Raw genomic sequence first — 20,850 nt, 5'->3', positions numbered from 1 at the left:
GCGCCAGCGCGTTGCATTACATTAGCAGCAACGATCATGGTGTCAGGTGGATAAGATGGACAACTTTATCAGTGCGGACCTCATCCGCACCCGTTTCTCTCAGGCAATGTCAGCCATGTATCAGCAGGAAGTGCCGCAATATGGCACGCTGATGCAGTTGGTCGCTACCGTTAATGAACGCGTACTGGAAGCGGATAGTGCGCTGAAAGATCGCCTTACGGCTGCTGATGAAATAGGCCGACTTAATGTTGAACGCCATGGCGCGATCCGTGTCGGCACCGCAGACGAACTCGCCACACTGCGACAGCTGTTTGCAGTGATGGGAATGCATCCGGTTGGCTATTACGATCTCTCTCAGGCAGGGGTGCCGGTGCACTCCACCGCGTTCCGGCCAGTAACCGATGCGGCACTGCGGCGCAACCCCTTCCGGGTCTTTACCTCGCTGTTACGCCCTGAACTGATCGACGATGCGGCGCTGCGCGAAAAAGCGGCGGAGATTCTCTCTGCGCGCAACATTTTCACTCCCCGTTGCCGGGCGTTGCTGCAACTGCATCAGCAGCAGGGCGGATTAACGGAGGAGCAGGCCGGTGAATTTGTGACTGAAGCGCTGGAAACCTTCCGCTGGCATGCTCACAGCAGTGTAGACAGCCAGACCTATCAGGCGCTGAACCAGCAGCACCGGCTGATTGCGGATGTAGTCTGCTTTCCCGGTTGTCACATCAACCATCTTACGCCGCGCACACTGGATATCGACCGTGTCCAGCAACTGATGCCGTCGCGCGGTATCGATCCGAAAACCCTGATCGAGGGACCGCCTCGTCGTCTGGTCCCCATCCTGTTACGTCAAACCAGCTTTAAAGCGCTGGAAGAGCCGATCATCTTTAAAGAAGGTCATCAGGGAACGCATACGGCGCGCTTCGGAGAAATTGAGCAGCGCGGGGCAGCGCTGACGCCCGCAGGACGCGCACTCTACGATCGATTACTGAGCGAGGCGGGCAGCGGTCAGGATAATCAGCAACACCAGCAACATCTGTCGACGATTTTCCGCGATTTCCCGGACGACGAAACCACGCTGCGCCAGCAGGGACTGGCGTGGTTTCATTATCGCCTGAGCGAAAAGGGTATTGCTACGCCGCCTGCCCAGGGGGAATCGCTGGAGACCCTTATCAAAGAAGGGCGTGTACTGGCTGACCCCATCACCTATGAGGATTTTCTTCCCGTGAGCGCGGCAGGCATTTTTCAGTCTAACCTTGGCGATCGGGCGCAGGTTCGTTCGGCGGGACAGGCGAGCCGGCAGGCGTTTGAAGCCGCATTGGGTACCCCTGTGCTGGATGAAATGGCGTTATATGAAGAGCGCCAGCAGCGCTCACTGGCGCAGTGCGGCCTGCGCGAGGCCTGACAGTGTCTACGGGCAACGTCTACGTTGCCCGCGTTGCTCTCTTCACCACAGCCCTGTTAAGCGGATGGTCCTGATGGAAGGTAATCGATCAGGACTGTTCAGTTCACCTGGAAAAAAAGACGCTTCACCATCCAGCGAAAATTTAGCGGCGTGAGTATCCTGATGTGTTAGAAAACTGACTAATTATTTGCAGTAAAAACGCGTGGGATGCGTGAGAAATGTGGATATCGTCGGCGCTGACAACGCATTCACGTGCTGGCGAAACGTAAACAACGTTAATCCCTGGTCATCACTGACGCTCTGAACCTGTTGATGGGCATGCTAGCCCCTGCATCTCTCGCTTCGGCATATTCTGCAAATCCCCTCCGTACCTGGACAATACTGGCGTGCCTGCAAATAATGGAGGAACGTTTAGACAGGGAAACAGGAATGAAAAACGAAACGGGTCTGAGGATCATGACTGCTGAGGGAGAGTTACGTGGAGGCATGGATGATGACCTTTTCGTATTTAAAGGCATACCTTATGCGGCGGCACCGCAGGGCGCACTACGCTGGCGCCCGCCTCAGCCAGTGATGCCGTGGCAGCATGTGCGCGATGCCACGGCGTTCGGGTCATCCGCCTGGCAAAATCGCACGTATTGCCAGGCTGTGGGCGGCGGCGATCCCGGTGAGTTTAGTGAAGATTGTCTCTACCTGAATGTCTGGACACCCGATGTCGAACCGTCAACGCCGCTGCCGGTGATGGTGTGGCTGCACGGAGGAGGCTACACCATTGGTGCGGGCGGCCTGGCGCCGTACAGCGGCAAGCCGCTGGCGTCCCGGGGCGCAGTGGTGGTCACCCTTAACTACCGGCTGGGTCATCTCGGCTTCTTCTCACACCCGGCCCTGGACGCTGAGTATCCTGCCGCGGGCACGGTAAACAACTTTGGTCTGCTTGACCAGATTGCCGCACTGCAGTGGGTGCAGCGCAACATTCCTGCATTCGGCGGTGACCGCCGCAATGTGACGCTTTTCGGTGAATCCTCTGGTGCGCGCAGTGTGCTGTCACTCTGCTGTTCACCGCTTGCCGAAGGGCTGTTTCACAAAGGCATCGTACAGAGCGCCTATAGCCTGCCGGACACGCCGCTGAAAAAAGCGCGTCAGCAGGGCGTCGCTGTAGCCCGCCATTTTGGACTGCCAGCCGATGTCAGCGCAGAGGCGTTGCGCGCACTGCCCGCTGACGCCTTCTGGTCGCTGGACGGCCCACTGGCGATTCCGCCGGTACCCATTGCCGGTGATGCCGTTTTGCCTGAGCCCATGTTGAAAACCTTTATGGCGGCAAAACAGCACCGTCTGCCGCTGATGGCCGGCAGTAACAGCGATGAAGCCAGCGTTCTGGAATATTTTGGTGTTGATGCTACTGCAGTGCTGCAGCAGTTACGCGACAAAAATCGACTCACTTACCGTACGCTTAAATGGATGTATGACATCCATGACGATCAGCTACTGGGACGCGCCGTGGCACGCGATATGGCTTTCACGCTGGTGCCATGGCTGGTGATGCGGGCGCAGCACAATGCTGGCATGCCGGGCTGGCGCTACTGGTTTGATTATGTTTCAGAGCATGCGTACGATCTCTATCCACACGGTACCTGGCACGGTAATGAAGTGCCCTATGTATTGAATACTTTGAGCCAGATGCCCGATCCCAACGAAAATCGTCCGTTCAGTGATACCGATCGGGCCTTTGCTGAGCAGGTCAGTGACTACTGGTTTACCTTCGCCCGAGATGCCACAGAATATAAGCACCAGCTTGAAGGCGAGGTCGCCTGGCCCGCCTGGCATCCGGGGCAGGATGTGACAATGTCACTTGGTCAGGAGCATAAAAGCGGATTGGTTCTGAAGCGAAACTTTATGCGCGCCCGAATGCGTCTCTTCAGATTATTAATGACGCATCTGGTCAGGCTGTAGGTGTGCCATTAAGATTAGCCTGCTAATCATTAAATTTTTCAAATGAAATTAATCTGCTTAATTAACTGTAAGGTATTAAAATTTAAGAATTTTACAGCGTTAAATCCTATTTGACGCTGTAAAATAATAGGTAACAAAACAGTTACATTTTCACCTTCCTGTGCCGATAAACCTCCTATGCCCGACGCTTGCGGGTCAACGTGTATAGGATTTTGGTATGGGAATGCTCAAAAATTTTACCATTCGCGCAGTGATGCTCACGATTCTGGGGCTGTTTTGCTTACTGTGGACCGGCGTCGGGCTGTATAGCATCCACTCTCTTGGCGCGCTCAGCGAAGGCAACGAGGTTGACCGTCATCTGGTTGAGCAAATGACGGTGCTGAGCAAAGGAAACGATCAATATTTTCGTGTTGTCACGCGCTTGTCCCGTGTGATGGAAAGCAAAGCGGCAGGTAAAACCCTGACCGACGAATCGTACGCGCCGGTGCAACAGGCGCTGGATGGTATGACCCAGCAACTGGCACGCTTCAAACAGCTCGCCCCCGGTCCGATGAACCCGGAAGTCGTGGATGGTGTGATTCAGAGCTGGCAGAAGCTGCTGGATGAAGGCGTAACGCCACAATTTCAGCTGGCGCGTCAGCCAACACCTGATGCTTATCGCCAGCAGGCGAACAACGTCACTCCGGCATTAAGCCGCGCGTTTGGCGTCAGCGCAGAGAAATTCAGTCAGGGTGCAGCTCAAAAGCTGGATACCACCCGCGTTGAAGTTGATCACCTCACCGCGACGACGAAAACAATAATTACCATCACGGTCATCATTGGTCTGTTTATTCTGCTGTTTACCGACCGCTATCTGGTAACGATGCTGGTTCGTCCGCTGGAAAGCATTCGCACCCATTTCGCCGTGATTGCCACGGGTGACCTCAGCCAGCCGGTCAATGAATTCGGTCGCAACTGTGTGGGTAAACTGGTTCCGCTGCTGAGCGCCATGCAGGATAGCCTGCGTGAAGCGGTTAGCGCCATTCGCAGCGGTACTGAGAATATCTCGCGTGGGGCGGCAGAAATTTCTGCAGGTAACAATGATCTCTCATCACGCACTGAAGAGCAGGCCGCTGCGCTGGAGCAGACTGCAGCCAGCATGGAGCAGTTGACTGCTACGGTGAAATTCAACGCTGATAACGCCCGTCAGGCCAGCCTGCTGGCTGAAACCGCCACCACGACGGCACAGCGAGGCGGCCAGCTGGTCAGCGAAGTGGTCAGCACCATGGATGGCATTTCAGGCAGTTCGAAGAAAATTGCTGAGATCACCAACGTGATTAACGGTATCGCTTTCCAGACCAATATTCTGGCGCTGAACGCCGCCGTTGAAGCGGCTCGTGCCGGTGAACAGGGTCGGGGTTTTGCTGTAGTGGCGTCTGAAGTACGTAACCTTGCCCAGCGCAGTGCCAATGCGGCCAAAGAGATCGCGACTCTGATTGAAGAGTCCGTTCAGCGTGTGGGTAAAGGCGCCGAGCTGGTGAGCACCACCGGCGGCACCATGAATAATATTCTGAAATCGGTACAGGATGTGGATGCGATTATGAAACAGATCGCCTCCGCCTCAGAAGAGCAGAGCAAAGGCATTTCTCAGGTGGGAACAGCAGTCACAGAAATGGACAGTGTCACGCAGCAAAACGCCTCACTGGTTGAAGAGGTTTCCGCCGCCGCAAGCGCGCTGGCGCTGCAGACAGAAGCGCTGCAGGCCTCTGTGTCGAAGTTCCGTCTTTCCAGTGAACGCCAGAGCGCACCTGTCACCGGCAATAAACCGGCTGCGCCAAAAGCCCCGGTGCTAAGTGCGCCTCAGGCCAAACCTGCTGATAATGGCGACTGGGTCACCTTCTGATCCCGGCTAAGCCACGCCACCAGTTCCGCCAGGAACGGTGGCGCATCCTGCGCAGGCCGTTGCAGTAGACTGTAAACGGCGCCCGTTTTAACCTCGCCAGCGAACGGCTTAATCAGCCTGCCGCTGGCGATATCACTCTCCACCAGATTGCTGTCGGCAATCGCCACGCCAAATCCCTGAATCGCTGCACTGATCGCTAAATCCATCGTGGCAAAATGCTGGTTTCGCTTCATGCTGAGTGTGACCTGCTGCGCTTTCAGCCAGCACTGCCAGTCACGGGTGTCTGCGGTGGGATGCAAAAAGGTCATTGCAGTCAGCGCCGCCGGAGAGTCCGGGCAGGGCTGATTCGCTGCCATTACCGGTGTCAGTGACTCACAGAACAGGCAGACGCCTTCGGGATGCGGCTTGCCATAGACAATCGCGGCATCAAAATTTTCAAGCTGCGTAGCATGATCCAGCGTTGTCGTCAGGGCCACATGCAGTTCAGGGCGCTGTTGTTCCAGCGCCATCAGCCTGGGGACCAGCCAGCGCATCGCACAGGTCGGCGCTTTCAGGCGAATACTGACCTGACTGCGGCGGACCTTCTCGCTGGCCTTAACCATCAGTTCAAAACCCTGCTGCAATTCGGGTAGCAGCGCGGCGCCCTGTGGCGTGAGCCGCAGGCCGCGCGCGTGGCGATCAAACAGTGTGACACCCAGCCACTGCTCCAGTGCGGCGATCTTGCGACTGACGGCACCCTGAGTCAGACACAGCTCACGGGCTGCATGGGTCAGATTGAGATGACGGGCGGTCACCACAAAGGCGTGAATGGCATTAAGCGGCAGCGATAAGCGTGACACAGTGAACCTCAGCTATGCATTTTTGTCATGGCTATTATGACGACATTTCGCTTGCCGACTCAAGTGGCAGCCCGTTGAATAGCGTTTTACCGCATCTGATCGGTTATCCCCCTGACGGAGAGACTATGTCCCTGAAAACGCCTGTCGCTATCCACTCAAAATTGCCGGACGTCGGCACCACTATTTTCAGCGTGATTGGCCAGCTCTCGGCGCAGCATCAGGCGATCAACCTGTCGCAGGGTGCGCCCAACTTCCCCTGCGATCCGGCGCTGGTCGACTCTGTCAGTCGCGCGATGCTGGAGGGTCATAATCAGTATGCCGCCATGATGGGCCTGCCGGCCTTGCGCGAGGCGCTCGCCAGTAAAGTGGAGGCGCTTTATGGCCAGAAATATGATCCTGCCCGTGAAGTGCTGATCACTGGCAGCGCCAGCCAGGGGCTTTATATGGCGATTACCGCGCTGGTGCATCAGGGCGATGAGGTGATCTTCTTTGAACCGGCATTTGACAGCTATGCTCCGGTGGTACGGTTGCAGGGCGGTACGCCGATAGGCCTGAAGTTGCAGGTGCCGTCATTTGCCATCGACTGGGATGCGCTGCGGGCGGCGATCACACCGCGCACCCGCATGATCATCATTAATACGCCACATAACCCTAGCGCACAGGTACTGACGCCTGATGACCTTAATCAGCTGGCAGCATTGATTCGCAATACCGATATCGTGGTGCTCTCCGATGAAGTCTATGAGCATATTGTGTTTGATGGTCACTCTCACTGTGGCATGGCAACGCACCCGGAACTGGCGGCGCGCAGCGTCATCGTCTCCTCGTTTGGTAAAACCTTCCACGTCACGGGCTGGCGGGTGGGTTACTGCCTGGCGCCGGCAGCGCTGATGACCGAACTGGTGAAAGTGCATCAGTTTATGATGTACGCCGCCGACACGCCGATGCAGGTGGGTTTCGCACACTACCTGCAGCGGCCGGAGAACTACCTGTCGCTCAGTGCCTTCTATGAGCAGAAACGCGATCGCCTGATCACCCTGATGCAAAATTCGCCGTTCCAGCTGCTGCCGAGTGCCGGTTCGTTCTTTATGCTCGCCAGCTATGGACATTTCAGTGACGAGCCGGACAGTGAAATGGTAAAACGTCTCATCGTCGATCACGGTGTGGCCACCATACCGCTGTCGGCGTTTTATATGGATGGCACAGACAACAAACTGATTCGTCTCTCATTTGCGAAAGACGAGGCGACACTAGAGGCTGGCGCAGCGGCGCTATCTGCTTTTTCTCACTGAATCACGCCACCGCGTGAGGCAGCATCGGGAACAGGTAACCAGGACTTTTCGGGGTAAATAATGAAGAAACTGAACGCGCTTTTTCTTGCTCTGGGCATGATGACATCGGTACAGGCACTGGCACAGGATTTACGTTACGGCGTAGAGTCACAATATCCGCCATTTGAAAGCCGCAATGCCAAAGGGGAGCTGGAAGGCTTTGATATTGAGCTGGGCAACGCTATCTGTAAGGCCGGCAATTTCAGCTGCCACTGGGTCGAGAGCAGCTTTGATGCGCTGATCCCGGCGCTGCAGGCGAAAAAATTTGATGCCATCAACTCGGCGATGAATATCACCGAAGCGCGCGCCAAAAGCATCGCGTTTACGCAGCCGATCTACCGTATTCCGACCATGCTTGTGGCGAAAAACGGTGAAAATCTGGCACCGACCGCCGACAGTCTCAAAGGTAAAAACATCGGCGTGTTGCAGGGCTCTATTCAGGAAACCTATGCGAAGAAGCACTGGGAGACGCAGGGCGTAACGGTCACGTCGTATCAGGATCAGAACCAGGTTTACAACGATATGGTCGCGGGCCGCCTTGATGGCACGCTGGTGATGTCTGCTGCCGGTCAGTCCGGTTTCCTTGATAAGCCCCAGGGTAAAGGCTTTGGCTTTGTCGGCAAGCCGGTCGAAGATGACGCGATTCTTGGCTCGGGCATCGGCTACGGCCTGCGCAAAGATGACGCCCAGCTGAAGCAGTCTCTTGATGCGGCGATCGCCAAAGTGCAGGGCGATGGCACCATCAAAAAGCTGGCTGAAAAATACTTCCCGGGCATTGATGTGAGCGCGAAGCCATAAACAGAATCGGGCGCACTCTGCACCCGATTCTCTCCGATTGATTATGTCAGCCTTCATTTTTATCAAACAGTTCTTAGATTTAAGCCTTTGCAAAGTTATTCCATTCATCCCGATAGATAATGTTTCCGTCCGTATATTTCCAGGTAATAGCCTGATATCGCAATTCCAGTGTTTCCAGGTGCGTGCTGCTTAGTCCGTTAGGGGCAAGATAGGGAGAAACGGTAGTGAGCTTAATCCCTTCCAGCATAATATTGAAATATTCAACCTCGCTGCCTGACTCCACAATTCTGTACATTTTTGTTGTGCCATTTTTAAGTATTCGTCCTTCACAGATTGCGCGATAAAGAACGGACGTTGTCTGGTCGAACTCTTTGACGATAGTAATCGGGCTGTGAACACGCGTACAGGTTAGTTTTCCCCAGGCGGGATCAACAGGAATGGTGATGTGGTGCGCGAACGACTTTAACTCTATTGAACCGAGTCGGAGTGGCATCTGGCAGCTCCCCACGATGGGTGAACCGTTTTCATCGTCAAGCCATAGATGAGCGGGTACAGACATAATTTTATTTCCTTATTGAGGTTTCTGACATTATCTGATGTTTAGCATTGCTATTTGAATATTCGTGGAAAAACCATTATTACAATTAAGGCAAAGACTGCAATGGGCCATAAAGGACCTTCTGGAAAAATCTGCACGAAGATGACTGCGAAAGTAAGAATAAGAAATGGGGGGGCATAAACCTCAATCATTGATTTGAATATTCTTTTAAAAAGCCGGTATATAATATTTTTAATCATTTGGCTATCGAATCATAGTCGTGATTATTTTTGAAATTTCATTATCGGATGGGGACGTGTTTTTGAGGGCTCCCGAGTTAACAAATAACGTGTCAATCAGGAAATACATCATTTCAAGTTCTTTTTCATAGAGTGCTGCATAATATGCCGGTAAAGTGTAATTTAACCGGTTGGCGCAATCTGCTGCTTTCTGAATGACTCCATAAATTCCAGCAATTGTAAGTGCACTGCCAGCCCTTCGGCCAATTAGCGCGCTCATATCAAGGTTCACTTTCATGCCGACTGCAACTGCTGCCGTAACTGCGGAAGAAAACCGTTTTGGGTGAGATGACTGGCGGCAATGTGTATATTGATGGCCATGAGATATTTTTTTATCCATTCAAGCTGGCGATCTGTCTTTAATCTGAATAATCCATCGAAATATATCTTAAGCATATCGATCACAACATTACCATGGCTAAGTAGTTGATATACTCCCTTTGCAAATCTTACGTCCTCAACTTTTTGCTTCTGACAAACCTCCTGATATTTTTCCGTGAAGCACGAGGTGTAATAAAGCGCACGTTGCACGCCTGAACCTATGTGTTCAATCTGATGTGATAATGCATCACTAACCCCATTAAATGCCCGATCTAACTTTTTTGCTAAAATTTCGTTCGCCAGTAAATAATTAATTATTTCATCAGTGTGTTGCATAACTGAACCCCTTAAATTATCCCCGCATTTAAATTTTCATTGAAGATAAAGAGCATTAAGATGTATGTAAATCCGCTTAAGTGCTCATTAATGCGCGCGATCAAAATAAACCGGATAAAAGGAGGGTGCTTTTGGGAGGTGAAGTTATAATAGTGACGGAATAACGCAGGTTCTGGCCTTAATGAAACGCGCGTTTAATGTGGAAAATTCGCTGATTAGGTTTCACTGGCTGTATCAAAATCAGGGCTGAATTTTCCATTTCAGCCCTGCACATATAAGCATTAATAAAACTGTTAACCCGCCGCCAGATAACAGAGTTTTTCCGCCACCTGATAGGATTTCACAAAGGACGTAATCGGCAGAAACTCGAAGCGTGAGTGGAAGTTGTGTGCGCCGGTAAAGAAGTTCGGCGTCAGCAACCCTTTGGCTGACAGCGCAGCCCCATCCGTGCCGCCACGCATCGGAATGACTTTTGGCTCAATTTCCAGTGCGGCAAACGCACTGAAGATCAAATCAATCGCCCGACGATCCTCACCCAGTGCATTACTGATATTGCTGTAAATATCGCTGATCGTGATGCTCACGTCGCCGGTGGGATAACGCGCTGCGAGTTTTTCCGCTGCCTGCTGCAACTGCTGCTTGCGTGCGGCGAAGCTGGTGAGGTCAAAATCACGAATGGAGGCCTTTAGCGTGGCTTTGCTGGCGTTGGCCTGAATCTCATTAAACCAGATATAGCCTTCGCGACCTTCGGTGTGCTCCGGCGTCTGCTGGCGATCAAACAGGCTGATATAGTCATGTGCCATCAGCAGCGGATTGACCAGCACGCCTTTGCCCGACATCGGGTGTGAGGGCACACCGGTAAACACAATCTCTGCAGCAGCACCATTGAAGTTTTCATATACCACTTCACCCAGTTCGCAGCAGTCGATGGTCCAGGCAAAATCGACATTAAACCGCGATTCCAGATCGAGTGCTTTCGCCCCGCGCAGGCCAATCTCTTCGTCCGGCACAAAGGCCACCACGATATCGCCGTGGTCGCCTTTAAGATTGGCCATCAGCGTCATCACTACAGCAACCGCCGCTTTATTGTCAGCGCCCAGCACGCTGGTCCCGTCGCTGAAAATCACCTGCTGACCCACATAGGGCGCGATCTCAGGATGTTCATCGCGGCGCAGCCAGATATCCTGCTCTGCATTCAGACAGAGATCTTCGCCCTGCCAGGTGAGGATCTGCGGATGAATATCAGGCGACAAACCGACATCAACGGTATCGATGTGTGTAATAAACCCGATGCGCGGTGCATCAGGACGGTTACCGCGTTTTACTGCCGTCACTGTGGCATGTTCATCAATCACCACCTCATCCAGACCCAAATCGCGCAGCTCATCTGCCAGCAGTTTTGCCATGGCGTGCTGACTCGGGGTGCTGGGCAAGGAGGTTGATTTAGCATCGCTCTGACTGCTGACGGCGAGGTAACGAAAAAAACGTTCGGTGAGTTGCGACTCAAGTTTGTCTGTCATCACTATTCCTTATTAGTCAGCCACTGGCGGGGTTCGCTATGGTGCCGAATCGTGCTATCAATGAAGCATCTGAATGATTCATTTAGATATTGTGATCACCGGAAGTCAATACAAAGCGAGGATGATAATGAAAATCAAGATAGCCACCTTAGCGCTTGTTACTGCTGGGATAGCGCTGGCTGGCAGCGTAAACGCCAAAACGCTGGTCTACTGTTCTGAGGGATCGCCAGAGAATTTTAACCCTCAGCTCTATACCTCCGGAACCAGTGTTGACGCCAGTGCCGTACCGGTCTTTAACCGGCTGGTGGATTTCACGCCCGGCACCACCAATCTGGTCCCGAGCCTGGCGGAAAGTTGGGAGATCAGCCCGGATGGCACCGTATACACCTTCCATCTTCGCAAAAATGTGAAGTTCCAGAGCAATAAACAGTTCAAACCCAGCCGCGACTTCAACGCCGATGATGTGATCTTCTCGTTTATGCGTCAGATGGACCCGAAAAATCCCTACCACAATGTTTCTGGCGGCACCTATTCCAACTTCGAAAGTCTTGAACTCTCCACGCTGATTAAAGGTATTGACCGGGTTGATGACCATACCGTGCGCTTCACGCTTGCTCATCCGGAAGCGCCATTCCTTGCCGATCTCGCCTGGTACTTCGCCTCAATCCACTCGGCGGAATATGCAGACGCGATGCTGAAAGCAGGGACGCCGGAGAATGTCGATATGAACCCGATTGGCACCGGCCCCTTTGAACTGGTGCAGTATCAGAAAGATTCCCGCATCCTCTATAAAGCGTTTCCGGACTACTGGCAGGGCAAGGCGAAGCTCGATCGGCTGGTATTCAGCATTACGCCTGACGCCTCCGTGCGTTATGCCAAGCTGGAGAAGAACGAGTGTCAGGTAATGCCATTCCCGAACCCCGCCGATCTGGACAAAATGCGCGCCAATCCGGACATCATTCTGGAACAGAAGGCGGGTCTGAACACCGGCTTCCTGGCGTTTAATACCACTAAAGCGCCAACCGACAACGTCAAAGTGCGCCAGGCGCTGGCGATGGCGATCAACAAACCGGCGATCATTGAGGCGATATTCAAAGGCACCGGCACGGTCGCGAAGAATATCCTGCCGCCGGGCGTCTGGAGCGCGGACAAAGATCTGAAGGATTACGACTACGATCCGGAGAAGGCCAAAGCGTTGCTGCAACAGGCTGGCGTCAAACCGGGTACCGAAATTGCGCTCTGGGCGATGCCGGTTCAGCGGCCTTACAACCCGAATGCGCGCCGCATGGCGGAGATGATTCAGTCTGACTGGGCCAAAGTCGGCATCAAAGCCAATATCGTCAGCTATGAGTGGGGCGAATACCTGAAGCGCGTCCGCAGTGGCGAGCATCAGGCGGCGCTGATGGGCTGGACGACAGCGACCGGCGATCCGGATAACTTCTTCGGCCCGCTGTACAGTTGTACCTCTGCGCAGGGCGGTTCTAACTCCTCAAAATGGTGCTACCAGCCGTTCGAGAAGTTAATCACCGAAGCCCGCGCCGAGCCGGATCAGGGCAAACGCACCGCGCTCTATCTGCAGGCGCAGCAGATAATGCATGACCAGATGCCTGCCGTGATGATTGCGCACTCCACCATCTTCGAGCCGGTGCGCAAATCGGTCAGCGGCTATCAGGTCGATCCGTTTGGCAAGCATATCTTCTATCAGGTGGATATTAAGCAGTAACTCGTGGCAGTTAACGTCAATGGCCCACACATCCGTGGGCCTCTTATCCCATCCTCACCTGCTGATCCATCTCCGTCAGCCGCTGCTGCAAAAACGCCAGAAATAGCGTCAAAGCCGCATTGCGCTGACGGCCCGACACCGTCTGAAGTTGCAATGTGCGCTGACTCAACTGATCCACCCCCATCGACCGCAACACCAGATTTTGCGCATCGCGCTCAAACAACAGCGTAAAGGCGCTACAGATGGTTACCGCCTGCGGCGTATGCAGCAAAAAGTGATAAAGCGTAGCGAAATAGTCGCAGGTCAGCACCGGCTCCACCACGCAGTCATTCATCTGACAGGAAAGATCAAACAGCTGCCGGACGGTGGTGTGATGGCCCGGCAGCGCCAGCGGCCAGCGAGGCAGATCGCCCAGCTTCACCTCGCGTGACGCCAGCGGATGTGACTCATGCATCGCCAGCAACACCGGTGCGGGCCACGAGCCCAGTACCTCAACGCTGCGCTCCGGCTGCAGACTAAACTGCAGCGCCACATCGCATTCACCCGCCCGGACACAGGCCGCCACGCCCTGCGAGTGCGTCACATTAATCGCAAACAGTGCGCCCGGGTTTGTCAGGCGAAACGCCGCCAGCAGGCCAGGCAGCAGACTAAACGCCATACCATCCGTGCAGGCGATGCGGATCAAACTGCGGCGTATCGCTTTCAATCCCTTAATCTCCGCCAGCGCATACGCCATATCAAGCTGACTCTTACGCACGTGATGCGCAAAAATCTCACCCGCCTCATTCAGCACCATGCCGCGCGCATGACGCTCAAACAGCGGCACCCCAACCTGTGCCTCCAGTCGCTGAATCTGACGACTGATCGCCGACACCGCGACAAAGAGTTGCTCACTGGCGGCGCTCAACGAGCCGCTCTCAACAACCGCCAGGAAATAGCGGATCTCGCTGCTTATCATCTCCACTCCGTCAAAACGCATCATAAAAGGGCAGTCAGGCATTGCTTTAAAAGCAACGCTCACTCGATAAATTGATAATTGTGGCAAAGAGAGAAGTTTGTCAAAGATAAAGCACGATAAAAAAAACAGGCAGGGCAAACATGACAGAGCAACAGGCCGTTGATCAGGCGATGCACTATTTCGACAGTGGTGAGTTTCAGCAACTGCTGGCACGGCGTGTCGCCTGTGTGACCGAAAGCCAGCAGGCCAGCAGAGGGGCGGAGCTGGACCACTATCTGCAGCAGGAAATTGGCCCGCAACTGACGAAGATGGGATTTACGTTACATCCATTTGAAAATCCCCAGCCAGGCAGCCCGCCGTTTCTGATTGCCACCCGCATTGAAGATCCGCTGAAACCGACGCTGCTTTGCTATGGACACGGTGATGTCGTATTCGGCGACGATGAAAACTGGCGCGAAGGCTTATCGCCGTGGCAACTCACTGCTGAAGGCGATCGCCTGTATGGACGTGGCAGCGCGGACAACAAAGGTCAGCACTGCATCAACCTCGCGGCGCTGGAACAGGTGTGGCAGACGCGCGGTGGAAAGCTGAGCTTTAACTGCAAAATCCTGTTTGAAATGGGCGAAGAGATCAGTTCGCCGGGACTGGCGGCGATCTGCCAGCAGCAGCAGGCGCTGTTAAAAGCCGATCTCTTTATCGCCTCTGATGGCCCACGGCTCAACGCAGTGCGGCCAACGCTGTTTTTGGGTTCGCGTGGTGCGGCGAACTTTCGGCTGACCATTCGGGCGCGTGACAACGCCTATCACTCCGGCAACTGGGGCGGACTGCTCAGTAATCCCGGTACGCAACTGGCCAATGCGATCGCCTGCCTGGTGAGTGCGCAGGGCGTATTGCAGGTCGCTGCGCTTAAACCTGACTCGTTGACCAGGGCCGTGCGGGCGATCCTGAGTGATATTGACGTCGGCGGTATGCCGGGCGATCCGGCGCTGGCAGAAGGCTGGGGTGAGCCAGGTCTGACGCCTGCAGAGCGCCTTTATGGCTGGAACACGCTGGAAGTGCTGGCCTTTGAAACCGGCAATCCGGCGCGCCCCATGAACGCGATTCCGGGCAGCGCCACGGCGGTGTGTCAGCTGCGATTTGTGGTCGGCACTGACTGGGAAAATCTGGTGCAGCATGTCGAAAGTCACCTGCGTCAGCACGGCTTCGATAACGTCAGCGTGGAGTTTCTGCGCGGCTCACCGGCGACGCGGCTCGATCCTCAGGATCCGCTGGTGGCCTGGGCACTGGACACGCTGGCGCGTAGCAGCGGTAAAAAACCGGCGCTGTTACCCAATCTTGGCGGTTCACTGCCCAATGAAGTCTTCGCCGATATCCTGGGTCTGCCAACGTTGTGGGTGCCGCACTCCTATCCCGCCTGCGGCCAGCATGGCGTTAACGAACACATGCTCAATTCCATTGCACGTGAAGGCCTGGCGATTATGACGAGACTCTTCTGGCAACTGGGCGAAGAGGGCGAACAGTTGATGACGCGCCACCATCAGTGGCGGAGAGGTGAACAATGAGCAGCATCGCGCAGACGACCTCGCAGGTGAAACCGAGCCTGCACAAAACACTGTTCGCCACCTGCATTGGTAACGCGCTGGAGTGGTTCGACATCGCGGTCTATGGCTTTTTCGCCAGCTACATCGCGCACGTTTTCTTTCCGGTCAGCGATCCGTCAGTGTCGCTGTTGCTGACCTTTGGCAGCTTCGGTATCTCCTTTCTGATCCGTCCGCTGGGTGCCATTGTGCTGGGCAACTATGCCGACCGCCATGGGCGCAAAAAGGCGCTGCTGTTGTCGATTAACCTGATGATGCTGGGCGGTGCGATCATTACGTTTATGCCGGGCTACGCCACTATCGGTCTGGCCGCACCGCTATTGATCATTCTGGCGCGTCTGATTCAGGGTTTCTCTGCCGGGGGCGAGTTTGGCAGTTCCACTGCCTTTCTGGTGGAGCACTTTCCCGAACGTAAAGCCTTTATTGCCAGCTGGCAGTTCGCCACTCAGGGGGCGAGCACGCTGATGGCATCCGCATTCGGGCTGGGGCTGACGCACTGGCTAAGCGAAAGTGATATTCAGGCGTGGGGCTGGCGCATTCCGTTTGCCTTCGGCCTGCTGATTGGCCCGCTGGGTATCTACATTCGCCGCCATGTGCAGGAACCTGCCAGCTTTGCCTCACAGGAGAAGGAATCCGCGCCGCTGAAGACGCTGTTCGGGCGGCAGAAAGCGCTAATCACCCTGGCGATAGGCGTGATGGTGATTTCGACTGCAGTAAACTACATGCTCAACTACATACCGACTTACGCCACCAAAACGCTGCATCTGCCGGGATCGGTCGCCTTCACCGCCACACTGATTGCGGGCATTATCCTGACGGTCGTGACGCCCATCATGGGATTGTGGGCAGAGCGGATTGGCCGGTTGCCGCTGATGTGGGGATCGCTGCTGCTATTAATGGCTACCATCTATCCTGCGTTTAAATGGATGGTCGATCACACCACGCCCACTACGTTAATCCTGCTGGTGGCCTGGATGGCGCTGCTCAAGTCAGTCTATTTCTCGACGGTGCCGTCGGTGATGGCCGATCTCTTTCCGGCGACCACCCGCGCCAGCGGTATGGCGATCAGTTACAACGTGGCGGTGACAGTATTTGGCGGGTTTGCGCCGCTGATTTGCAGCATGCTGATTGCCGCTACCGGCAGCAGTCTGGCACCAGGCTACTACCTGATGGCGGTGGCAGTGCTAAGTGGCATCGCGCTGCTGCGCTGCAGTAAGCGGGTGGCATAGCAAAATGGGCCGGTTAGCTGGCCCATTTTGTGGCTGACAACGTCAGGAATGGGAGGCGTTAAGATCGAGCCTTCGTTTAACTGAACTGCAGGTAAGCAACATGGGTCTGCAGATACTCCTCCAGGCCATGTTTCCCATCGGCACCGCCGATACCCGACCTGCGCCATCCGGCATGAAAGCCCTGCATCGCCTCAAAGTTCTCACGATTAACATAGGTCTCGCCGAATTTCAGCTTTCGCAACGCGGTCATGGTGGTATTGATATTCCGGGTATAAATCGAAGACGTCAGCCCATACTCGCAGTCGTTAGCCAAAGCGATCGCCTCATCCAGCGTTTTGAACTTCATCACCGGCAGCACCGGGCCAAAAATTTCCTCCTGCATAATCGCCATCTCCTGACGCACATCGGTAAGCAGCGTCGGTTCAAAGAAGAAGCCCTTATCGCCGGCTCGCTTGCCGCCCAGCACCACTCTGGCGCCGGCGGCGACGGCGTCTGCTACTTTCTGCTCAACCCGATCCCTTGCCTCGCCCGTAATCAGTGGCCCCATGTCGATATCACTGCGTTCGGCGGGATCGCCAAACGTAACCTGTTGAAACGCCGTGGTCAGCGCGCTGATAAAGCGCGCGTAGATGCCTTCCTGCACATAGACACGCTCTGCGCAGTTACAGACCTGACCGCTGTTGATCATCCGCGAACTGACAATTGCCTGAACCGCCAGATCGAGATCGGCGTCATCCATCACGATAGCCGGGGCTTTGCCGCCCAGTTCCAGCGACACTTTGGTGACATTTTTAGCAGCGGCTTCCATGGTAGCGATACCTGCGCCGACGCTACCGGTCAGGCTCACCAGCCCGACTTTGGGGTTTGCCGCCAGCTCCTGTCCCACTTCCGGACCCAGACCGTAGACAATGTTAATCACGCCCGCTGGCAGACCCAGCGTGTGAATAATGTCGGCAAAAATGGCCGCATTGTCTGGCGTCAGCTCACTGGGTTTAATCACGATGGTGTTGCCAGTAATCAGGGCAGGCGCCGCTTTGCGGGCAATCAGGAAGAAGGGGAAGTTCCACGGTAAAATCCCGGTGGTAACGCCAATCGCTTTTTTGAACAAAAAGATGTTTTCATTGGGTCGGTCGCTGTTGATGATCTCTCCTTCGTAACGTCGCGCCCACTCCGCCATGTAATCAAGGTAGTCGGCGGTGAACAGCACTTCGGTCTTCGCCAGTCCCTGGGTTTTTCCACCCTCAGCCACAATCGTTGCCGTCAGTTCAGGTTCCCGGTCGCGGATGGCGCTCGCGATTTTGTGCAGCCAGGTGCCACGCTCCACTGCGGGCAGAGCCTCCCACGCTGGCTGAGCGGCTTCTGCGGCGTTGATGGCACGGCTGGCATCCTGACGAGTGCCTTCGGGAATACGTGACAGCAGCGCCTCAGTGGCCGGGTTGATCACCTCAATCCATGCGTCACCGTGATGGGCGACGAACTCGCCATTAATGTAATGTTGATGATGTGTTGTCATTCGCTTTGCTCTCCGCTATCGATATGTTGCAGTGATGTAATCGCAGAGTGAAACAGATCGTTAAGCGTGACCTTTAGCTGAGTGCCAGGTGCAGTAATCGGCTGGCAGCCAATCACAGGTATCGGTGAGTTCTGAGGCAAAAACGTCAATCTGTTGTAGATTTAAAGAAGTGAAGTCGTGAAAGGGGTTAAATAATGGCAAGCGGATGGGCTGCAGAAGGCGCAGTACAGGAACAGATTGATAGCACCGTGAACGACGGTATTGAGCGGGTAAGGCAGTCAATCGGGCAGGGCGAAAGCGCCACAGAATGCGAGCTCTGCGGCGAGCCGATTCCTGAAGCACGTCGTCAGGCACTTAAAGGCGTGCACTATTGCGTGGCGTGTCAGGAAAAAATCGACAAACAGCAGCAGAGCACCAGCCTGTATAATCGTCGGGGCAGTAAGGATAGTCAGCTGCGCTAACCCTCAGGAGCCTGGCATCGCCAGGCCGCTGCCAATAAACCATGCCAGAAACCCTACACCCGCCACAATAATGGCGATCGGAAACAAAATTCCAATTCTCATATTCAACCTGCTGCAAACAGCGTTTTCAGGGGCCACGATCTTATCATGAGATCTGGAGAACGGCGCGATGGGTTTTCAGCAGGGTAAAGAGCTGAAACTGCGTTGCATCACTCTCTTCGCGCAACACTTCCCCTTTTTTATAGACAATATGATGCACATGGCCGAGCTGACGCCAGACTACAATCGCTGAGGCGATGAGAGCGCAATGCTGTTCTGACTGCAGACACTCGATGGTGGCATAGTGCGTTTCATCCAGGCCATTCACAAACACCTTTATCGCATCTGCGGGTAATATTGCCCTGATGTCATCCAGCATCACCCGGCTGACTGACTGTGAAAGAAACAGTGTTAACCATTTTGATGTCATCCCAATCCCTGATCCGATCAATTTTCCCCAGTTTATACAATCCTGGCTGGGTTTATAAAAGGCTTCTTTGCAGACTTGCCACTCCATCAGCCTTTATGGCAGCCATAACAGAATTGTGCTGCGCTACACAGCAGAACAGTAAAAAACAGTGAATAATAAGTAAGTTACCTTTGCGCTGGTCCAGTTTTATAACAACTGTGAAATTGTGATCCCTGACAGGAATAACGGTCAGAAATTGCCACGCTGCTGCGGTTTCCGGCATTTATCCAAAGGCTGAGGAATTCCTGCAAAACGTAGACTGCCTGCTGAGCGGAAGCAGACAGGTTTCCGACAGGCCTCAACCAAACCGGGGAATAACAATGAACAGTGCCATTATTGCGGGTATCTTCTGGCATTTTGTCGGCGCAGCCAGCGCGGCGTGTTTCTATGCGCCGTTTAAACAGGTGAAAAGATGGTCATGGGAAACCATGTGGTCAATTGGCGGCCTGATGTCGTGGCTAATCCTGCCCTGGACGGTGAGTGCCATTTTGCTGCCGAACGTTATGGCCTATTACAGCAGTTTTACGCTGTCGCAACTCACGCCGGTATTTCTGTTTGGCGCGATGTGGGGAATAGGCAATATCAACTATGGTCTGACCATGCGCTATCTCGGGATGTCGATGGGTATTGGTATCGCGATTGGCATCACCCTGGTGGTTGGTACGTTGATGACGCCGCTGTTGCAAGGGCGCTTTGGTGAGCTGTTCGCCTCGTCGGGTGGCCGGTTAACGCTACTGGGTGTCATGGTGGCGCTGATTGGTGTGGGGATTGTGACACGCGCCGGGTTGTTAAAGGAGCGCGCGCTGGGGATCAACGCGGAGGAATTCAATCTCAAAAAGGGACTGGTGCTGGCGGTGATGTGCGGCATTTTCTCGGCAGGCATGTCGTTTGCGATGGATGCGGCGAAACCGATGCATCAGGCTGCCGCTAATCTCGGCATCGATCCGCTTTATGTGGCCTTACCCAGTTACGTGGTCATCATGGGCGGCGGGGCGTTGATCAATCTGGGCTTCTGTTTCTGGCGGCTGGCCACCCGGCCGGAGCTGTCAGTGCGTAAAGACTTTTCCGTCGGGAAGTCACTGCTGATTGCGAATACCGCGTTTGCCATGCTTGGCGGCACCATGTGGTATCTGCAGTTCTTCTTCTACGCCTGGGGACATGCGCGAATCCCGGCACAGTATGACTATGTCAGCTGGATGCTGCACATGAGTCTTTATGTCTTATGTGGGGGGCTGGTTGGGCTGCTGCTGAAAGAGTGGAAGTCAGCGGGACGTCGCCCGGTGAGCGTATTGTCGCTCGGCTGTGTGGTGATTATCATTGCCGCCAATATAGTCGGTCTGGGCATGGCGGCCTGATTGCTCACTCCGTCGGAGTTAAGTTACAGCAACCTATTAGCAGAACGTGCAGGAGACGGGGTCAGAAGAGGAAAGCGTCCCGCCGCCCTGGACAAAAACGCCGGGAGCTTTTTTGAACAACGCAACGCGTTGGCCCGGCCACGGGCGCACCTCATCCATGAGGTGCGTAATCGCGCGGACCGGGCATGTCACGGATCACGGCTCTAGCGTCTTTCCAGTCTGATCCTTTTCCCTGTAAAAACACTGTTTCACAACAATGCAGGGCTGCTTTTGTCTGTAACCTGAAAGGGCC

Annotated in this window: 19 protein-coding genes; 10 read left to right on the top strand and 9 right to left on the bottom strand. The window is 54.6% G+C overall.

Annotated elements, in window-relative coordinates; genetic code table 11:
- Window positions 1-55: 55 nt before the first annotated feature.
- The 3 genes from hglS (at window position 56) to H7K52_RS05625 (ending at window position 5,231) form a co-directional block, all read left to right on the top strand.
- Window positions 56-1,399: a 2-oxoadipate dioxygenase/decarboxylase HglS gene (gene hglS, locus H7K52_RS05635; RefSeq protein WP_182629812.1), complete on the top strand. Its 1,344-nt coding sequence runs from the start codon at window positions 56-58 to the stop codon at window positions 1,397-1,399.
- A gap of 429 nt (window positions 1,400-1,828) precedes the next feature.
- Window positions 1,829-3,349: a carboxylesterase/lipase family protein gene (locus H7K52_RS05630; protein ID WP_110411379.1), complete on the top strand. Its 1,521-nt coding sequence runs from the start codon at window positions 1,829-1,831 to the stop codon at window positions 3,347-3,349.
- A 217-nt stretch (window positions 3,350-3,566) separates the two neighbouring features.
- Complete coding sequence (locus H7K52_RS05625; RefSeq protein ID WP_008925235.1) at window positions 3,567-5,231, top strand: methyl-accepting chemotaxis protein; 1,665 nt, start codon at window positions 3,567-3,569, stop codon at window positions 5,229-5,231.
- On the opposite strand, the gene H7K52_RS05620 is transcribed toward H7K52_RS05625, so the two are convergent.
- A complete protein-coding gene (locus tag H7K52_RS05620) occupies window positions 5,189-6,070 on the bottom strand; it encodes a LysR family transcriptional regulator (RefSeq protein ID WP_039660196.1) in 882 nt (293 codons plus the stop codon). The two genes, H7K52_RS05625 and H7K52_RS05620, sit on opposite strands and share 43 nt — an antisense overlap.
- Window positions 6,071-6,195: 125 nt before the next feature.
- Between H7K52_RS05620 and H7K52_RS05615 the strand changes: the two genes are divergently transcribed.
- Together H7K52_RS05615 and H7K52_RS05610 are read left to right on the top strand one after the other, a co-directional pair.
- A complete protein-coding gene (locus tag H7K52_RS05615) occupies window positions 6,196-7,362 on the top strand; it encodes a methionine aminotransferase (RefSeq protein WP_078804431.1) in 1,167 nt (388 codons plus the stop codon).
- Window positions 7,363-7,422: 60 nt separating this feature from the next.
- Window positions 7,423-8,199 (top strand): transporter substrate-binding domain-containing protein, encoded by a 777-nt coding sequence (locus H7K52_RS05610; RefSeq protein ID WP_003853710.1) that lies wholly within the window; start codon window positions 7,423-7,425, stop codon window positions 8,197-8,199.
- A gap of 79 nt (window positions 8,200-8,278) precedes the next feature.
- On the opposite strand, the gene H7K52_RS05605 is transcribed toward H7K52_RS05610, so the two are convergent.
- The 4 genes from H7K52_RS05605 to pepT form a co-directional block, all read right to left on the bottom strand.
- The gene (locus H7K52_RS05605; RefSeq protein WP_182629811.1) at window positions 8,279-8,758 is read right to left on the bottom strand and encodes an Hcp family type VI secretion system effector; all 480 of its coding nucleotides are present in this window, start codon (window positions 8,756-8,758) and stop codon (window positions 8,279-8,281) included.
- A 243-nt stretch (window positions 8,759-9,001) separates the two neighbouring features.
- A complete protein-coding gene (locus tag H7K52_RS19010) occupies window positions 9,002-9,274 on the bottom strand; it encodes a hypothetical protein (RefSeq protein WP_310736376.1) in 273 nt (90 codons plus the stop codon).
- Window positions 9,271-9,693 (bottom strand): hypothetical protein, encoded by a 423-nt coding sequence (locus H7K52_RS19005; RefSeq protein ID WP_310736375.1) that lies wholly within the window; start codon window positions 9,691-9,693, stop codon window positions 9,271-9,273. The genes H7K52_RS19010 and H7K52_RS19005 overlap by 4 nt, the downstream gene beginning before the upstream one ends.
- Window positions 9,694-9,986: 293 nt before the next feature.
- Window positions 9,987-11,213, bottom strand: coding sequence for a peptidase T (gene pepT / locus H7K52_RS05595; RefSeq protein WP_182629810.1), 1,227 nt, complete (start codon window positions 11,211-11,213; stop codon window positions 9,987-9,989).
- 127 nt (window positions 11,214-11,340) lie between these two features.
- Here pepT and H7K52_RS05590 point away from each other — a divergent pair, with 127 nt between their 5' ends.
- Window positions 11,341-12,936: an ABC transporter substrate-binding protein gene (locus H7K52_RS05590; RefSeq protein ID WP_182629809.1), complete on the top strand. Its 1,596-nt coding sequence runs from the start codon at window positions 11,341-11,343 to the stop codon at window positions 12,934-12,936.
- A gap of 43 nt (window positions 12,937-12,979) precedes the next feature.
- Here H7K52_RS05590 and H7K52_RS05585 read toward each other — a convergent pair whose 3' ends face one another.
- Window positions 12,980-13,894: a LysR family transcriptional regulator gene (locus tag H7K52_RS05585; RefSeq protein WP_182629808.1), complete on the bottom strand. Its 915-nt coding sequence runs from the start codon at window positions 13,892-13,894 to the stop codon at window positions 12,980-12,982.
- A 140-nt stretch (window positions 13,895-14,034) separates the two neighbouring features.
- On the opposite strand from H7K52_RS05585, the gene H7K52_RS05580 reads away from it, so the two are divergent.
- Window positions 14,035-15,456 (top strand): M20 family metallopeptidase, encoded by a 1,422-nt coding sequence (locus H7K52_RS05580; protein WP_182629807.1) that lies wholly within the window; start codon window positions 14,035-14,037, stop codon window positions 15,454-15,456.
- Window positions 15,453-16,721 (top strand): MFS transporter, encoded by a 1,269-nt coding sequence (locus tag H7K52_RS05575; protein ID WP_003853701.1) that lies wholly within the window; start codon window positions 15,453-15,455, stop codon window positions 16,719-16,721. The genes H7K52_RS05580 and H7K52_RS05575 overlap by 4 nt, the downstream gene beginning before the upstream one ends.
- Before the next feature lie 76 nt (window positions 16,722-16,797).
- Here the strand turns inward: H7K52_RS05575 and aldA are convergent, their stop codons facing one another.
- Window positions 16,798-18,234 (bottom strand): aldehyde dehydrogenase, encoded by a 1,437-nt coding sequence (aldA, locus tag H7K52_RS05570; RefSeq protein WP_182629806.1) that lies wholly within the window; start codon window positions 18,232-18,234, stop codon window positions 16,798-16,800.
- A gap of 194 nt (window positions 18,235-18,428) precedes the next feature.
- Between aldA and H7K52_RS05565 the strand changes: the two genes are divergently transcribed.
- A complete protein-coding gene (locus H7K52_RS05565; RefSeq protein WP_003853696.1) occupies window positions 18,429-18,695 on the top strand; it encodes a DksA/TraR family C4-type zinc finger protein in 267 nt (88 codons plus the stop codon).
- 3 nt (window positions 18,696-18,698) lie between these two features.
- Here the strand turns inward: H7K52_RS05565 and H7K52_RS05560 are convergent, their stop codons facing one another.
- Together H7K52_RS05560 and H7K52_RS05555 are read right to left on the bottom strand one after the other, a co-directional pair.
- A complete protein-coding gene (locus tag H7K52_RS05560) occupies window positions 18,699-18,797 on the bottom strand; it encodes a YoaK family small membrane protein (RefSeq protein WP_008925225.1) in 99 nt (32 codons plus the stop codon).
- Window positions 18,798-18,840: 43 nt separating this feature from the next.
- On the bottom strand, window positions 18,841-19,164 hold the full coding sequence (locus H7K52_RS05555; RefSeq protein WP_003853693.1) for a hypothetical protein: 324 nt from the start codon (window positions 19,162-19,164) through the stop codon (window positions 18,841-18,843).
- Window positions 19,165-19,523: 359 nt separating this feature from the next.
- Between H7K52_RS05555 and rhaT the strand changes: the two genes are divergently transcribed.
- Window positions 19,524-20,558, top strand: coding sequence for an L-rhamnose/proton symporter RhaT (rhaT, locus tag H7K52_RS05550; protein WP_182629805.1), 1,035 nt, complete (start codon window positions 19,524-19,526; stop codon window positions 20,556-20,558).
- The last annotated feature ends 292 nt before the right edge of the window (window positions 20,559-20,850 follow it).

The sequence above is a fragment of the Pantoea hericii genome, assembly GCF_014155795.1.
Taxonomy (GTDB): Bacteria; Pseudomonadota; Gammaproteobacteria; order Enterobacterales; family Enterobacteriaceae; genus Pantoea; species Pantoea eucalypti.
This window is presented reverse-complemented; position numbering and strand designations above follow the sequence as displayed.